Below are 16,405 nucleotides of genomic sequence, written 5' to 3'. Positions count from 1 at the left end.
GACGCCGAATTTCCGTCATCCCAGCGAAAGCTGGGATCGCTCTCAAACTATGACCGGCTCGCGGTAGAGAGTGATCCCAGCTTTCGCTGGGATGACGTAGATCAGAAACGAAATCGTCTCGTCTCACACCCCTTCCAGCTCATCCTCGCGCAGGTCGGCGAGCAGCGCGCCATATTTCTCCTCCGCCTGCTCGCGCAGGGTCAGCAGGCTGTAGGGCGGGAACAGCGTGTCATAGGGCTCATGCTCGCGCAGCACCTGCTTGGCGACCGTCACCTTATGGACCTCGGTCGGCCCATCGGCGATGCCCATGACGAAGGAGGTCGTGATCTGCAGGATGAACGGCATCTCCGTCGAGATGCCGAGCGCCCCATGGATCTGGATCGCGCGCGTGGCGATATCGTTGAGCACCTTCGGCATCGCGACCTTCACCGCGGCGATGTCGCGCCGGACCTTCTTGTAATCCTGATGCTTGTCGATCAGCCAGGCGGTGCGCAGCACGAGCAGGCGGAACTGCTCGAGCTCGATCCAGCTGTCCGCGATCTTCTCCTGCACCATCTGCTTGTCGGCAAGCAGCGAGCCGGCGGTGTGGCGCGAGAGAGCGCGGCGGCACATGAGGTCGAGCGCCTTGCGCGCCTCGCCGATCGTCCGCATCGCATGGTGGATGCGGCCGCCGCCGAGGCGGGTCTGGGCGACGGCGAAACCCTTGCCGCGCTCGCCGAGCAGATGATCGCGCGGCACGCGGACGTCGGTGTAGCGGACATAGCCGTGGTCGAACACCGCCTCGCCGTGGAAGCCGACATTACGCACGATCTCGATGCCCGGCGTGTCCGAAGGCACGATGAACATCGACATCTTATCGTGCGGCCTGGCATCCGGATCGGTGACCGCGAGGACGATCAGGAAATCCGCCCAGCGGGCGTTGGACGAGAACCATTTCTCGCCGTTGATCACCCATTCGTCGCCGTCGAGCTCGGCATGGGTGCGGAACTGCAGCGGATCGGCGCCGCCCTGCGGCTCGGTCATCGAGAAGCAGGAGACGATCTCATTCTCGAGCAGCGGCTGCAGATATTTCCGCTTCTGCTCCGCCGTGCCGTAATGGGCGAGGATCTCGGCATTGCCGGTATCGGGCGCTTGGGTGCCGAACACCACCGGGCCGAAGCGCGAGCGGCCGAGCAACTCGTTGAGCAAGGCGAGGCGGACATTGCCCCAGCCCTGGCCGCCCTGCGCCGGCGTCAGATGACAGGCCCACAGGCCCTTTTCACGCACCTTCTGCTGCAAAGGGCGGACGAGCCGGACATTGCGCGGATCCTTGACCGCATAGGGGCTGCCCAGCAACTCGTCGAGCGGCTCGACCTCGTCGCGGACGAACGCGTCCACCCAGTCGAGCTGCGCCTGGAATTCGGGGTCCGTCTCAAAATCCCATGCCATGCCTTGATCCCATGTTTTGGCGGGCGCCCCGGGGCCCCGCAGTCGAAGTTTCAATATCCGGCGAAAACAGTCATTCAGAAGCGCGCGTCGCCATTTCTCGGCCGATATGGTGGGATGCGCGCCAGAAGAGCAGGCCCGCCGCGATCGCGACGAACATCGACACACCCATCGCATAGCGCAGCGAATCCTCGACCATGCCGAACCGCGCGACGAGCAGATCGCTGAGCGCGCCGGTGACGAGCGGGCCGAGTCCCATGCCGATCAGGTTGATGATCAGAACCAGCATCGCCGAGGTGAAGGCGCGCATGCGCGGCGAGACCAGCGTGTGCGAGATGGCGACCGTCGGCGCATAATAGATCAGTGTCGCGGCGGCGGGCACGATGCCGAGCAGTAGCGAGAGCGAGGAGGATGCGACGAAATATTGTCCGAGCGCGAACGGAACGATCAGGAAGGCGGCGACCGCGGGCACCAGGGGCGACAGACGTCGGTCGCGCCGGCCCACCCAGTCCGACAGGGTGCCGCCGAGATAGAGGCCGACGCCCCCGCCGAGCCCATTGAGCAGCGCGAGGTAGAAGGCGACGTCGCCCAGCGCCATATGATGGACGCGCACGTAGAAAGGCGCGTTCCAGGTCAGCATCACATATTGGACATAGGCGGTAAGCGCCGCGCCGAGCACGATCATGCGAAAGGAGCGCAGCCCCGCCAGAATGCGTAACGCCTCGCCGGTCGAGATCGTCTCGGCGGCGGCCGCGGCCGGCGGATCGTAGCGGCCGCGCTGCGGCTCGGCCAGCGTCAGCAGCAGCAACGGGACCAGCACGAGCCCGGCGATACCCACCACCGCGAACGCCTCGCGCCAGCCGATCGAATGGGTCAGCCAGCCCGCCGAGATGAAACCGATCATCGTGCCGACCGGCATCGAAAGGCCCCAGGTCGACAGCGCATTGCCGCGCCGCTCGCTGCTGAACAGGTCGGACAGGATCGAATGGGTGGCCGGCACGCTGCCCGCCTCGCCGATCGCCACGCCGACGCGCAGGAAGAGCAGCGAGAGGAAGCCGCCGGCCAGCCCGGTGAGCGCAGTCATCAGGCTCCACACGCCGAGCGAGACGGCGATGACCACCTTGCGCCGGCTGCGATCCGCCAGCCGCGCGATCGGCACGCCGAAGAAGGTGTAGAACAGGGCGAAGGCCATGCCGGTGAGCGTGCCGATCTCCGAATCCGACAAATGGAGGTCGGCCTTGATCGGCACCTGCAGGATCGAGAGGATCGTACGATCGATATAGTTGAACAGCGCGACGATGAAGAGGATGCCGAGACCGGCCCAGCGATTGCGCAAGCCGATCGTCCGGCGGGCAGCCGGCTGCGCCGCCGAAGGGCTCCACGCTTTCGCGACGGTGGAAGCGCCATCGCGCCCCCCATCACCCACCGCGCTGGCGGACCGAACCGCCTCCGACTCTTCGATCTTCACAGCCACCGTCTCCACCGCCGCCAGTCCCGCCGCGCGCCGGAGCACCGACGCGAACGAGCGCAAACCGCCGATTCGAACCCTGTCGTAGCGGCCCAGCTGCGGCAGTTCGACTAGCCATTTTGATACTGGTAAGCGAGCTTCTTACAAATATGATCATATTGTGATTGGCCGCGATGCCCGTGCCGGGCAAAGTGGCGGAAGATAGCGCCTATCGGAGGATGGCTGACATGAATGTGCACACCAACCAGTACAGGATCATCGACGTCGACACGCATGTCGTCGAACCCTATGACCTGTGGACGTCGCGCGTATCCAGTAAATATGGCGACGCCGTGCCGCACGTGAAGCAGGACGCAGAAACCGGCACCGACTATTGGTATTTCGGCGACAAGCGGGCGGGCGGCGCCGGCTCGCCGGCCATGGCCGGCTGGCACGAGCATCCGCCCTTCCATCCCAAGACGCTGGGCGAGGCCGAGCGCTATACCTGGGATGCCGTCGAGCGGCTGAAGGTGATGGACGATTACGGCATCCAGGCGCAGGTGCTGTTCCCCAACGTCATCTTCTTCGACGCCAAGACGCTGCTGAAGCTCGACAGCGCCAACCTGATGCTCGACTGCATCAAGGCGTATAACGACTGGCAGACCGACTATGCCAGCATCGCGCCGGACCGTTTCCTGCCGCAGACCATCCTGCCTTTCTGGGATCTGGACGAGACGCTGAAGGAACTGGAGCGCGGCAAGCGCATGGGCCATCGCGGCCTCGTCTTCACCTCGGAGCCGCATTTCTTCGCTCAGCCGAAGCTTACCAGCCCGCATTGGGACCGCCTCTGGGCCGCCGCTCAGGAGATGGGCATGCCCGTCAACTTCCACATCGGCTCGGGCGACCATGAGGTCAACAAGCTGATGGACGACAGCGTGCCCAGCCATGCCGACTATGCCTCGATGGGCGTTCTCTTCTTCATGGGCAATGCCTCCGCAGTCACCCAGATCATCTGCGGCGGCATCTGCCAGCGCTTCCCCAAGCTCAACTTCGTCTCGGTCGAGAGCGGCGTGGGGTGGCTGCCCTTCGCCGTCGCCTCGCTCGATTGGCAGTGGATCAATTGCGGCGTGCCGAAGGAGCATGCCGATACCTACGACCTGCTGCCGAGCGAATATTTCCGCCGCCAGATCTACGGCAGCTTCTGGTTCGAGGACAATCCGCTGGTGAAGTTCGCGATCGACCGGATCGGCGCGGACAACATCCTCTACGAGACCGACTTCCCACATCCGACCAGCATGAGCCCGGGGCCGGCCACCTCGGCCAAGCGCCCGCCCGACTATCTTGAAGAGGTGTTCGCCGGCGTACCGCAGGATCAGGTGCAGAAGATCCTGCACGACAATGCCGCACGGCTTTACGGGCTGGACTAGTATCGAGCCTGGATGACCACAATTCGTCGCTCCTGCGGAGGCAGGAGCCTATGTCTCCCAACATCTGCGATGACATCGCGTTTGGGATAGAGACATGGGCCCCTGCCTCCGCAGAGGCGACGAAGACGTGTGACAAGGACGTGAAAGGACGGGTGTGGCAGATTATTTCGACATGACCGGCAAGGTCGTCCTGATCACGGGCGGCAGCCGAGGGCTGGGCCTTGAAATGGCCAAGGCGTTCGCGGCACAGGGCGCGCGCATCATCATCAGCAGCCGCAAGGCGGAAAGTTGCGCGGCCGCCGTCGCCGAGATCGCGGCGCTGGGCGGCGAGGCGATCGCGCTGCCCGGCCATGTCGGCGAATGGGCGGGGCTCGACGATTTCGCCGCGCGCGCCTGGGCAGCGTTCGGCCGGATCGACGTACTCGTCAACAATGCCGGCATCTCCCCCGTCGCCCCCGACTCGGCCTCCGTCTCCGAGGCGCTGTTCGACAAGATCGTCGGCGTGAACTTCAAGGGCCCGTTCCGGCTCACCGCGCTGCTCGCGCCGCGCATGATCGCGGCGGGCGGCGGATGCGTGATCAACGTCAGCAGCCTCGCCTCGCTGAAGCCGAGTCGCGATTATCCGGTCTATGCCGGCGCGAAGGGCGCGCTCAACATCATCACCCAGTCGCATGCGCTGGAATATGGGCCATCGGTGCGGGTCAACTGCATCGTCTGCGGGCCGTTCCGCACCGATATCGCAGCGAGCTGGGCCGACGCGGTAGACAGCAGCATCCTGTCCGGCGCCGGTCGGATCGGCCATCCCGAGGAGATCGCGACAACGGCGCTCTATCTGGCCAGCCCGAAATCGAGCTACACCACCGGCGCGCTGATCCGGCTCGACGGCTATGTCGACGAATATCGCGCCTGAGCTCTCACCAGGCCGCCCAGCCCCCGTCGATCAGCAGATCCGCCCCCGTCATATAGGTAGACGCCGGCGCAGCGAGGAAAACCGCCGCGCCGGCCAGTTCGTCGGCCCGCCCGGTCCGCCCGAGCGGCGATTGGGCGGACGCGCGTTCGACGAAGCCAGGATGCTGCGCAGCCACGTCATCCCACGGGAAGATGCCGGGACTCAGTGAGTTCACCCTTACGCCCTTGGGCCCGAGCTCGCAGGCGAGATAGCGGGTGAGTTGCAAGAGGCCCCCCTTGGTCGCGCCATAATGCGGCCCGCTGGTGAAGCCGCTGTCGCCATAGACGCTGAATCGGGGGCTGACCCGGCCGTAGAGCGAGGCGACGTTGATCACCGAGGCGTCACCCGCGTCTGCCACCGCGGCCTCCAACGCCGGCATCGCCGCGCGGATATTGCCATGGGCAGCTGTGACGCCGCTCGCGAAAGTCACCTCGAACAGCCGATCGGGCGAGGCGTCATCCTTGCGGGGCAAACCGCTGATCGCATTGTTGATGAGCACGTCAAGCCGATCGAGCCCGGCGAAGAAAGCATTGGCCGCAGGCCGATCCATCACGTCGAAGGCCACCACCGACGCAGAGAGGCCGGCGGCGATGAGCTCGTCGGCCAGCGCCTGCAACGTCGCTTCGGTGCGGCCGTTCAGGATCACATGGCCGCCCGCCTGGGCGAGACCGATCGCCATTGCCCGGCCGAGATGCCCCGCCGCCCCCGACAGGAAGATCGTGCGCCCATCGAGACGGAAACGGCGGTCATGATCGGGGAATGTCGCGAGCGTCATCGGCCTCTCCTTGTCCTGATCGGACCGGGAACTATCGCCCGCCGCGGCATACCGTCCACCTATTGCATCTGCCAGTCGGACGAGGAACGTAGCCGGCGTGCGACGCACCTATCAGAATAACGAGAAGACGCGTTGCGGGAACCGCCCTACCACAGCGCCAGTCCAGTGGAGCGGCCGCCAAGGCAATCGGCCTCCCCCTTGGTCAGGATCAAACCGGCGCGAGACCGGTATCGCCGGCGCGCTGCGCCGGGGCTGTCGCGTTGCGCCGAATTTGGGGAGGAGAAGATGATGAAGGGACGGATTTTCATGGTTCGAAGCACTCCGTTGCTGCTCGCGGGAACGGCACTGGCCGTTGTTGCCGGACCGGCTTTCGCCCAGGATGCGTCGCCACCCGCCGCTGCTGCCGCCGAGGCTGCGCCGGCACCGGCCAATGCCGGTGACATCGTCGTCACCGCGACCCGCCGCGCCGAGCGGCTGCAGGACGTGCCGATCGCGGTCAGCGCGCTCGGTTCCAAGCAGATCGAATCCCGCAAGATCGACAATTTCGCCGCAATCACGCGGATCGCACCGGGGCCGACCTTCGTGCCGGTGAAGGGTACGTCGGTGATCACCGTACAGATCCGCGGCCAGGCGTCGACCAACGACGCGACCGGCCTCGAGAACCCGGTCGCCGTCTACATCGACGACCTTTATTACGGCTCGCTCGCCTCGTTCGACGCCAACCTGTTCGACGTCGGGCAGATCGCGGTGCTGCGCGGCCCGCAAGGCACCACCTTCGGGCGCAATGCGGTGGGCGGCGCGCTGCAGATCACCAGCAACCCCGCGGTGATCGGTGAGACGTCCGGCAAGATCACGGTCACCGGCCTGCGCTTCGACGGCGGCCAGACCGGCATCGAGAGCGACGGCTATGTCAACCTGCCGATCAGCGACAATGCCGCCTTCCGCCTCGCCTACAGCGTCAAGAATGACGACGGCTATCAGAAGAATTTGATGACCGGCCACGATCTGGCCGACAACCGCGTTGCCAGCGTGCGCGGCTCGCTCACATGGGAGCCGACCGACCGGCTGCGCGTGCAGGCCAGCGCCAGCTATACCAACCGCTGGGGACGAGGTGACGGCCCGGTCGCCTACGGCCCGGGCGCGATTGCGGCGGCGGTGCGCGCTGCGACGGGCGGCGATCTTCACAAGACGCTGCTCGACGATGACGGCCGCACGCGGCGCAAGATATTCGCCGGGCTGGTGCGTCTGGAATATCGCACGGACATCGGCACGATCAGCTCGATCACCGGCTATCGGTCGCTGAAGGCCTCGCTGAACGAGGATGCGGATGGCGGTCCGCTGCCGTCCAACTTTCCTTCGCTCAACACCAATGACGAGAAGCAGGTCAGCCAGGAATTCCGCTTCACCTCCAACTGGGGCGGCCGCTTCAGCCTGCTCGCCGGCGTCTATGCCAGCTATGAGGATCTTGCCCACGCGATCGGCTTTGGTTTCAACGGCACGCTTTCGCAGACCTATCTCTCGGTCCTGACCAAGGGGCTTTACCTGCAGCAGACCGTCGACAGCGGCATCAAGAATCGCAGCATCGGTCCTTATATCGAGGGCAAGTACAAGATTACCGACACCCTCTCCTTCACCGCAGGCCTGCGTTACAGCTATGAGCGCAAGAGCGGCTATGTCAGTCATGTCGGCAGCTCGCCCTTCTACGGGGCACCTTATTATCAGAAGCTTCCCGGGCCCAACAGCGGAACGGACCATTGGGACGCCTTCACCCCCCGCTTCATCCTGAACTATACGCCCGAGCGCGACATGATGTTCTATGCCTCGGTCTCGAAGGGTTTCCAGGGTGGCGGCTGGGTTATGACCAAGACCAATGCCGCGGCTGCGCAGATCCCGCTCGCCGCCATGACGACCTGGAGCTATGAGATCGGTACAAAATCGAGCTTCTTCGATCATCTTCTGACAACCAACATTGCTGCTTTCCTGGCCGATACGTCCAACCTCCAGGTTCGTTCTCTGGTACAAGGCGTGCTCAACGACACCAATGCGGGTAAGCAACGGGTGAAGGGCGTGGAGGTCGAGGCCGTGCTGCGGCCCGTCCGCGGGCTCTCGCTGGGCGTGAACTACGCCTATACCGACTCCTATTACAGCAAGTTCGAAGGCTGCGCGGTTGGCGTGAGCTGCACCGGCAACAAGACGCCGTTCGTTTCGAAGAACGATTTCACCTTCCTGATCGACTATGATCATGAATTGGCGAACGGCGGAACGCTGGCCTTCCATTTCGACGACCAGTTTGCGAGCCCATATCAGCTCGCACCGAACAATCTCCAGAAGATCGCGGTGCCTCTCACCCGCCGGCGCAACGTCGCCAATGCCTCGCTCACCTATACGCCGCCGGGCGGTCGCTTCGATATCCGGCTTTGGGCGCGTAATTTGTTCGATAAGCAATATATCTCCAACGGGCTCAACTATAACTTCTATCTCGCCTCGCCAAGCGAGGTCTCCGCGGCGGGCGGCCTTTCCGGCATCGACGTGGAGCGGCTGACGGTGGCGCCACCGCGCACCATCGGCATCACCGCGACCATGCGCTTCGGCAAATCGTCCTAAAAAGCCCTCAGGGAGGGCGGCCGGTTGGTCGCCCTTCCGCTACATCCGGAGCGATCATGAACATTGCAGGCAGCAGCGCCTTCGTCACGGGCGCAGGCAGCGGTATCGGCCGGGCTCTATCCCTGCTCCTCGCCGACCGCGGCGCGCGCCACGTCGTCGTGGCGGACATCGACGAAACCGCGGCTGAAGAAACCGCCCGACTGATTGCAGACAATGGCGACCGGGCCCATGCGCTCGGCCTAGACGTGACCGACAACGAGGCGCTGGAAGCCGCGATACGAGACACGGCCGCCACCCACGGCCTCGACATCATGGCCAACAATGCCGGCATCATCGGCGGTCCGCCCGCCTTCCCGGCGATGACGATGCCGCGGATCGAGCAGATGATCGCCGTCAACCTGACCGCGATGATCGCCGGCAGCAAGTTCGCGATCGAGCAGATGCAGGCACGCGGCCATGGCGGCGCCATCCTGATCACCGCATCGCGCGCCTCTCTCGTCCCCAGCTGGGCGGATCCGGTCTATACCGCGACCAAGGCAGGGATATTGATGTTCGTCCGCTCCTGTCGCGAACTCGCGGCCGAATGCGGCATCCGGATCAACGCGATCTGCCCCGGCGTCACCGCCACCGGCATGCTCGCGCTCACCGGCGGCGATCAGGCGGCCGACTGGCTGAAGGAGAAGATGTCTCGCGAGGGAATCATGACCGCCGAGCATGTCGCCGGCATCGGCATTGGGCTGATCGAAGATGATGGCAAGGCCGGGGACTATGCGCTGATCGAGAATTCAGCGCCGATCGCAGCTTGACGCGAGCATCCCGATTAAAATCTTCCTCATCCCAGCGAGAGCTGGGATGATCCTTTAAGCAGATATCATCGCGCCCTAATAAGCGAAAGCTCGCGTGCCGACGGCCTGAACCAGCGCCTCGCAAGGCGCGAACTGAGCGCCAAGTCGCTCTTCGAGCCCGCGCAACTTCTCGACAACGGTCGCGAGCCCCATGCCATCGGCCCAAAATAGCGGCCCGCCGCGATCGAGCGGCCAGCCATAGCCCAGTATCGCCGCGAGATCGACGTCGGACGCCCGCAGGGCGACGCCTTCGGCAATGATCCTCGCGCCCTCATTGACGACCGGGAGCAGGAGGCGGTCGAGGATCGCATCGTCCCCGGCGGTCGGCCGTCGGTCGACGCCGAGATCGCGCGCGACCGCTGCGATGGTGGCATCCACGGCCTGCGACGGCACGGCACGACGCCCGTCATAGTCATAATAGCCCGCTCCGCTCTTCTGACCGAGCCGGCCCGCTGCAACGAGATCGCCCATCACCGTGCGATCGGTACGCCCGCGGGTGACGATGTCGAGTCCGGCCAGGTCCATCATCTGGAAATGGCCCATCGGGAAGCCATAATCGGTCAATACCCGATCGGTCTCGGCGATCGGCGTGCCTTCCAGCGCCATCGCATCGGCCTGCAGCGCACGCGGCCGCATCAATCGATTGGCGATGAAACCGTCACACACGCCGCTGACCACGCCCACCTTGCCGATGCGGCGCGCGAAGGCGAGCGCGGCCGCGAGCACCTCCGGCGCCGTGCGCCGTCCCCGCACGATCTCGAGCAGGCGCATGACATTCGCTGGCGAGAAGAAGTGCAGGCCCAGCACCGCCTCGGGCCGGTTGGTCGCCGCGGCGATCTCGTCTATGTCGAGGAACGATGTGTTGGATGCCAGGATCGCACCGGTCCTGGCGATGCCGTCCAGCCTGGCGAAGATCGCCTGCTTGAGCTCCATGCTCTCATAGACTGCCTCGATGACAAGATCGGCATCGCCTGCCGCAGCCATGTCCAGACTCGTATCCAGCCGGCCGAAAGCCCCTTCGGCGGCGGCCCTGGACAGACGCCCGCGTGCCACCATGCGCTCAAGCGCCGCGCGGATCGTGCCCGTGCCGCGTTCCAGCGCCGGCTGCGCAGTTTCGATCAGAGTCACCGGCAGGCCGGACTGGAGCAATGCTATTGCGATGCCGCTGCCCATCGTCCCGGCACCAACGACCGCGACCGAAGCGATCTCCCGCTCCGGACCGGCAGTAAGACCCGGAATATGCGCCGCCGCGCGTTCGGCGCGAGCAAAGGCCTCCTGGGCGGATGACGGGCTGACGGATGAAAGAATGTCTGACATGGGGCTCCGGGCCTTTAGAATGCGCGCCACCTTGCGACGCAGGACTTCGGGCTGTCACCGCGACCAAAGACTAGGTGTCACGGGATAGTTTCTCCTCTCCCGGCGCCTTCTTCCCCGGCTTTTCCGATTCCTTTGCCAAACGCCCGGAGAAGAGCGGCAACTCCTCACCAGGAATTACGCGGCGACATCCTCCAGAAATTCGGAGGTGTGCTCGCCGAGCCGTGGCGCGCGCCGCCGCGGCACGCTGCCGAAGGCGGAGAAGCGATAGCTGTCGCCGGGAAAGAGGATCTCGCCTTGCTCCGGCCCCATATCCACCTTCACGAAGAACTCGCGGGCCTGGAGATGCTCGTCGTCCAGCAGGTCCTCGGGCGTGTTCATGATCCCGATCGGAAGGCCGCGACGCTGCCCTTCGAGATAGGCGTCATGCCCGTCCTGGACGAGGAAGAAACATTCCACCAGTTCCTGGATCTGATGGAAATTATCCTGCCGAAACTTGATGTCCTGATATTCGGGATCGGTCAGCATCGCCGCCAGGCCCATCTCATCCATCCATTCGACCAGGACGTTCCAGGCGCGCGTATCGCCCAGGATCAGCGTATAATAGACATAATGGCCGTCCGCGCAGGCGAACATCGCCGACTGGGTCATCACCGGCTGGGCATGGCGGCAGGTCTGCCGCTGCACATTGACGCCGTTGTAGAACCAGAAGGGATTGCCGAGCTCCTGATTGACCGCATTGGCGCCGTGCATCGACACGTCGAGCAACTGCCCCTCGCCGGTCTGCTGGCGGTGGAGCAGCGCGACGAGCACGCCGATATGAGCAAAGGCTGTGGCGGCATGATAGGCCTGATCGCCGCCGGGATTGATCGGCGGGATCGAATGATCGTCATAGCCGCACATGTTGAGCGGCCCGCCTCCGGCCAACGCGACGAGATTGGAGCTGCGATAGTCCGCCCAGGGCCCGGTCAGCCCATAAGGCGTCATGGACGCGATGATCAGCCGCGGATAGCGCGCCGACAGCCGATCGAGATCGAGATCCAACGCCTTGAGCCGCGCGGGCTGGAGCGTGACGATGAAGATGTCCGCACCGGCAAGCAGCGGCGCGAGCGCGGCCTCCGCGCCTTTTTCCAGATCGACGACGACGCTGCGCTTGTTGCTGTTGTAAAGCCAGAAGGTCAGGCTGGTATCCGGGCTCTCGACATGCTTGGCGAAGGGCCCGAGCGCGCGCGTCGGCGATCCGGCGGGCGGCTCGGCCTTGATCACGTCGGCGCCCATCTCGGCGAGCATCCGACCGAGAAATTCGCCGCCGACATCCTCGGCCAGCTCGACGACCTTGAGACCGGCATAGGGCGCTGCGCTGCCCGCGGCATGAAAAGCTGCCATCAGATCACCCCCTCGGCCGCGTAAGTTTGATACTCATCCTCGGACAAGCCGAGCAATTCGGTGAAGACATAATGATTATCCTCGCCGAGGAGAGGCGCCGAGCGCCAATAATCCTGCGTCGTCTTGGAGAAGCGAATCGGCGTTCCCTCGAAACGCGCCCGTCCGATCACGGGATGATCCAGATCGAAGAAGACGCCGCTCTGAGCAAGCTGCGGATCATGCTCGTTGACGTCTTCCGGCGTCTGCACCACCGCCGCCGCGACGCCGCGAGCCTGCAGCCGGTGCATGAGATCGTAACGCTCGCGCGTCGCGGTCGCCTCGCCCACCAGCGCATCGAGCGCATCCTGATGCTCGAACCGCCTCGCCTGTGTCGCGAAGCGCGCCTCGCCTGCCCAGTCCGGATTGCCCAGTTCCGCGACGAGCGCCGCCCAGCCGGCTTCGTCGAACACCGATATCGCGATCCAACGATCCTCGCCGCGCACCGGATAGACGCCGTGCGGTGCGGCATTGGGATATTCGACGCGATTGCCGAGCGGATAATTGGGATCGTCCTTGGTCCGGCGGCCATTCACCGTCACGTCGAGCAGGATCGGGCCGAGCAGATTGATCCCTGCCTCGATCGCGGACACGTCGATCTCGGTGCCCTCACCGGTCTGGTTGCGATGGTAGATCGCCATCAGCAGTGCAGCGCCGTTATAGAAGGCGGCCATATTGTCCATGTAGCTGAGGCCCCAGCCCGAGGGCTCGCGCCCCGGCAGACCGCTGATGAAGGACAGGCCGCTCACCGCCTGCACCACCGGGCCATAGCTCTTGAAATCGGCATGAGGGCCCGAATGGCCGAAGCCGCTCATCCGCGCCATGATCGGATTGGGCGTCAGCGTGCGGATATAATCGTAGGTGAGGCCCCACCTCTCCATCACGCCAGGCGCAAAATTTTCCGTGACGACGCTCGACGAAGCGATCAGCCGCTCGCACAGCGCCCGCCCGCGCGGATCGCGCATGTTGATGGTGACGCCCAGCTTGTTGCGGTTGTAGTTGTTGAACAGGCCGCCGGCATTGGGGTCGGGATCCGGATCGCCCTCGCCATAGTTGCGCGCGCCGGCTCCCTTGTAGATGGGCAGGACGCGGGGCATGTCGAGCCGGTTGCGATCCTCGATGCGGATCACCTCCGCGCCGAAATCGCCAAGGATGCGGGTCGCGCAGGCGCCGACGCCCATCCAGCAGAAATCGGCGACGCGCACCCCGGCCAGCGGGCCGAAGGAGCTGCGCGGCCGGCGTGCGGGATCGGCCGCCGCCGCCGCGACGGCGACCGCACGCTCGGCGGCTTTCGGGCTCTGCCCCATCATCGACTCCTTGCTACTTATGATGCGAAATTATTGGGAGGCGCGGCGGACTGCCAACCGCAAAGTCCCGCCCTAGCCCTTTGGATAGCTCGATGCGCGTCATCACCTCCGTCCTTCACAGCCCCAGCGCTGCGCGCGCGATGATGCCGAGCTGGATCTCGCTGGTGCCGCCGAAGATCGACCAGGCTCGGCTGTTGAGATAGCGCGCGCCCGCCACCTGCGCCTCCTCGCAGCCGATCGGCTGCGGGATCGCGTCGCCGTAGAAGGGCCGTTCGGCGGGAAGCTGCAGGCCGCGATAGCCGAATGCCTCGCTCACGAACTGTTCCAGATCCTGACGGATCTCGGAAGCGAGCAGCTTGGTGGTGGCGGCGAGCGCACCGGGATCCTCGCCCTGCTGCATCGCCGCCAGGATGCGCAACTCCGTCACTTCCAGCGCCTCCGCCGCGATGCGGATGCGGGCCAGCCGATCCGGGTCATGGCGGTCCAGCTCCGCCGGCCCGGTCAGCCGGTCGATGTCGGCGATAAGGCCCGGCGCGTAGCAGCTGCCGCCGCGCTCATTCTCGAGCAGGAACTTGGCGATCGTCCAACCCTGCCCTTCCTCGCCAACAAGGTTTTCCGCAGGCACGCGGACATCGTCGAGGAAGACCTCGTTGACCTCGTGATCTCCCGACGCGCTGAGGATCGGGCGGACGGTGATGCCGGGCGTGACCATGTCGATCAGCAGGAAGCTGATGCCCTGCTGCGCCTTCACCCGCGCATCGGTCCGCACGAGGCAGAACAGCCGATTCGCATGCTGCGCTTGGGTCGTCCAGATCTTGGAGCCGGTGACGACATAATGATCGCCATCGCGCACCGCGCGTGTGCGCAAGCTCGCAAGATCGGAGCCGGAGCCGGGCTCGGAAAAGCCCTGCGCCCAGAAATCCCGCCCCTCGCGCAGCACAGGCAGATAAAGCTGCTTCTGCGCCTCGGTGCCGAAGCTATAGAGCACAGGCCCCACCAGCTTCAGACCCATGCCGGGCAGCACCGGAGCACCGGCCTCGGCGCATTCTTTCTCGAAGATGTAGCGCTGGATCGGCGACCAGCCCGGCCCGCCGGCGGATTCCGGCCAGTGATAGACCAGCCAGCCCTTTTCCTCGAGGATGCGCTGCCATTCGGCGGCGATATCCGGTTCGGCGAAGACCCCGGAGGTCAGCCGCGCGCCGCGGCGCAGCCGCTCGGACAGATGCTCGTCGAGGAAGGCGCGCACCTCCTCGCGGAACCGCTCCTCCTCCGGCGCAAAGGACAGCGCCATGCTCAGCGCTCGAGGATCGCGACGCCGGACACGCCCGGCGCGCCATAGACATGGCTATAGCCCAGCCGCGGCCCGCCCGGCACCTGGCGCGCGCCGGCGCGGCCGGCGAGCTGCAGCGCATTCTCATAGACCTGGCGCAGCCCCGACGCGCCGATCGGCTCACCGCAGGCCAGGCAGCCGCCATCGGTGTTGACCGGCAGCGCCCCGCCGATCTCCGTGCGGCCCTCGGCCAGCCACTGCTCCTGCTCGCCGTCGGCGCAGAAGCCGTTCTCGGCCATGTGCATGATCTCCGCACCGGATTCGGTATCCTGGAGCTGCGCGACGTCGATATCGCCCGGCCCCACGCCCGCCATCTCGAATGCCGCGCCCGAGGCGAGGCGGGTGGCCGATCCGCCATTGTCGATATCGACCATCGGCGCGAACACTTCGAAAGAGCCCGCCGGACGGCTGCGCACCGCGACCGAGCGGAGCCGCACCTTCATTCCGCCCAGCGCCTGTGCCCGCTTCTCGCTGGCCAGCACCAGCGCGACGCCGCCCTCGGCGGGGGAGCAGAACATATATTTGGTCAGCGGATCGCTCACCATCTGGGAATTGGCGATCGTCTCGGCATCCACCGGGCTGCGACGCCAAGCGTGATCGGCGAGCGTCCCGTTGCGGAACGCCTTTTCCGCAACGCGCACGAGGCTCCGCTCGGTGATGCCGAAGCGATCCATGTAGCGCCGGATCTTCATCGCGAAGAATTGCGTGGTCACCATCAGGCCGACATCGCCATACCAGTCCGGCAGGCTCCAATCCGCCGGCAGCGGGTTGAAGGCGCCGCGCGGATGCTTGTCGAAGCCGACCGCGATGCCGAGATCGAACTCGCCCGAGCGGATCGCATTATGGGCGCCAAACAGGGCCGATCCGCCGGTCGCACAGCCATTGGAGACGTTGACGAACGGCAAGCCGGTGAGGCCGAGATCGCCGACCATCGTGTCGGCATTGCCGGCCGCATCTGATCCGCCATAGGCGAACTGCATGTCCCCCCACGTTACCCCTGCGTCGGCCAGCGCCTGGCGCACCGCATAGGCGCCCTGCTGCAGGCCGGTGCGCGCGTCGGTCCGCCCGAAGGGATGGATGCCGACCCCGACGATGAACACGTCCCTCATTGCTCCGCTCCCTGGTCGATGGTGATGGCGTCGGCGGTGAAGGCATAGATGAGGCGCGGTTCCCCGCCATCGTCCGCGCCGAACGGCACCGCGGTCGCCACCATCGGCATGCCGATCCGTAGCGCCTCGAACGGCACGTCCACGATCCGCGTCTCGACGATCACCTCGCCCGGCAGCTCGACATAACCGAGCGCGAACGGCTCGAACGCCTCCGGCCCGCGATAGGGCGGCGTCTTCGGGCGGAAGCGCTGGACGGTGTAGGACCAGAGCGTGCCGCGTGGCGACAGCGGAACCGGCTCGAACGAGTCGTCCGGCGGGCAGGGAAAGACGATCCGGCCGCTTTCCCGGTGCTGCCCACCGATCAGGCGGACGACGGGCTCGGCGAGGAACAGCGTCTCGGCGATCGGGGCGATGGCAGTCTGTGTCATGCCGGACGCTTAGCGCGCGGTGC

General features: G+C 65.5%; 13 protein-coding genes. 4 read left to right on the top strand and 9 right to left on the bottom strand.

What is annotated here, in order from left to right:
• Positions 1 to 123 precede the first annotated feature (123 nt).
• Both GQY20_RS17820 and GQY20_RS17815 read right to left on the bottom strand, forming a co-directional pair.
• Positions 124 to 1,428: an acyl-CoA dehydrogenase family protein gene (locus GQY20_RS17820; RefSeq protein WP_157218476.1), complete on the bottom strand. Its 1,305-nt coding sequence runs from the start codon at positions 1,426 to 1,428 to the stop codon at positions 124 to 126.
• A 70-nt stretch (positions 1,429 to 1,498) separates the two neighbouring features.
• A complete protein-coding gene (locus GQY20_RS17815; RefSeq protein ID WP_232476130.1) occupies positions 1,499 to 2,893 on the bottom strand; it encodes a spinster family MFS transporter in 1,395 nt (464 codons plus the stop codon).
• A 227-nt stretch (positions 2,894 to 3,120) separates the two neighbouring features.
• Here GQY20_RS17815 and GQY20_RS17810 point away from each other — a divergent pair, with 227 nt between their 5' ends.
• Together GQY20_RS17810 and GQY20_RS17805 are read left to right on the top strand one after the other, a co-directional pair.
• Complete coding sequence (locus GQY20_RS17810) at positions 3,121 to 4,299, top strand: amidohydrolase family protein (RefSeq protein ID WP_157218475.1); 1,179 nt, start codon at positions 3,121 to 3,123, stop codon at positions 4,297 to 4,299.
• Between the two features lie 154 nt (positions 4,300 to 4,453).
• Positions 4,454 to 5,209, top strand: coding sequence for an SDR family NAD(P)-dependent oxidoreductase (locus GQY20_RS17805; protein ID WP_232476129.1), 756 nt, complete (start codon positions 4,454 to 4,456; stop codon positions 5,207 to 5,209).
• A gap of 4 nt (positions 5,210 to 5,213) precedes the next feature.
• Here the strand turns inward: GQY20_RS17805 and GQY20_RS17800 are convergent, their stop codons facing one another.
• Positions 5,214 to 6,023, bottom strand: a complete 810-nt coding sequence (locus GQY20_RS17800; RefSeq protein ID WP_157218474.1) for an SDR family NAD(P)-dependent oxidoreductase — start codon at positions 6,021 to 6,023, stop codon at positions 5,214 to 5,216.
• Between the two features lie 288 nt (positions 6,024 to 6,311).
• On the opposite strand from GQY20_RS17800, the gene GQY20_RS17795 reads away from it, so the two are divergent.
• Both GQY20_RS17795 and GQY20_RS17790 read left to right on the top strand, forming a co-directional pair.
• Positions 6,312 to 8,627: a TonB-dependent receptor gene (locus GQY20_RS17795; protein ID WP_232476128.1), complete on the top strand. Its 2,316-nt coding sequence runs from the start codon at positions 6,312 to 6,314 to the stop codon at positions 8,625 to 8,627.
• 56 nt (positions 8,628 to 8,683) lie between these two features.
• A complete protein-coding gene (locus tag GQY20_RS17790; protein WP_157218472.1) occupies positions 8,684 to 9,433 on the top strand; it encodes an SDR family NAD(P)-dependent oxidoreductase in 750 nt (249 codons plus the stop codon).
• Positions 9,434 to 9,508: 75 nt separating this feature from the next.
• On the opposite strand, the gene GQY20_RS17785 is transcribed toward GQY20_RS17790, so the two are convergent.
• From GQY20_RS17785 to GQY20_RS17760, 6 genes are all read right to left on the bottom strand, one after another.
• Positions 9,509 to 10,789: a 3-hydroxyacyl-CoA dehydrogenase gene (locus GQY20_RS17785; protein ID WP_157218471.1), complete on the bottom strand. Its 1,281-nt coding sequence runs from the start codon at positions 10,787 to 10,789 to the stop codon at positions 9,509 to 9,511.
• A gap of 174 nt (positions 10,790 to 10,963) precedes the next feature.
• On the bottom strand, positions 10,964 to 12,172 hold the full coding sequence (locus GQY20_RS17780; RefSeq protein ID WP_157218470.1) for a CaiB/BaiF CoA transferase family protein: 1,209 nt from the start codon (positions 12,170 to 12,172) through the stop codon (positions 10,964 to 10,966).
• Positions 12,172 to 13,515 (bottom strand): CaiB/BaiF CoA transferase family protein, encoded by a 1,344-nt coding sequence (locus GQY20_RS17775; RefSeq protein ID WP_157218634.1) that lies wholly within the window; start codon positions 13,513 to 13,515, stop codon positions 12,172 to 12,174. The genes GQY20_RS17780 and GQY20_RS17775 overlap by 1 nt, the downstream gene beginning before the upstream one ends.
• 115 nt (positions 13,516 to 13,630) lie before the next feature.
• Complete coding sequence (locus GQY20_RS17770) at positions 13,631 to 14,806, bottom strand: acyl-CoA dehydrogenase family protein (RefSeq protein ID WP_157218469.1); 1,176 nt, start codon at positions 14,804 to 14,806, stop codon at positions 13,631 to 13,633.
• A 2-nt stretch (positions 14,807 to 14,808) separates the two neighbouring features.
• Entirely contained in the window at positions 14,809 to 15,954 is a 1,146-nt protein-coding gene (locus GQY20_RS17765) for a thiolase family protein (RefSeq protein WP_157218468.1), read from the bottom strand.
• Positions 15,951 to 16,382 (bottom strand): Zn-ribbon domain-containing OB-fold protein, encoded by a 432-nt coding sequence (locus GQY20_RS17760; RefSeq protein ID WP_157218467.1) that lies wholly within the window; start codon positions 16,380 to 16,382, stop codon positions 15,951 to 15,953. Before GQY20_RS17760 ends, GQY20_RS17765 begins: the two co-directional genes overlap by 4 nt.
• Positions 16,383 to 16,405: the final 23 nt, after the last annotated feature.

The organism is Flavisphingomonas formosensis (assembly GCF_009755815.1).
Classification (GTDB): Bacteria; Pseudomonadota; Alphaproteobacteria; order Sphingomonadales; family Sphingomonadaceae; genus Flavisphingomonas; species Flavisphingomonas formosensis.
This window is presented reverse-complemented; position numbering and strand designations above follow the sequence as displayed.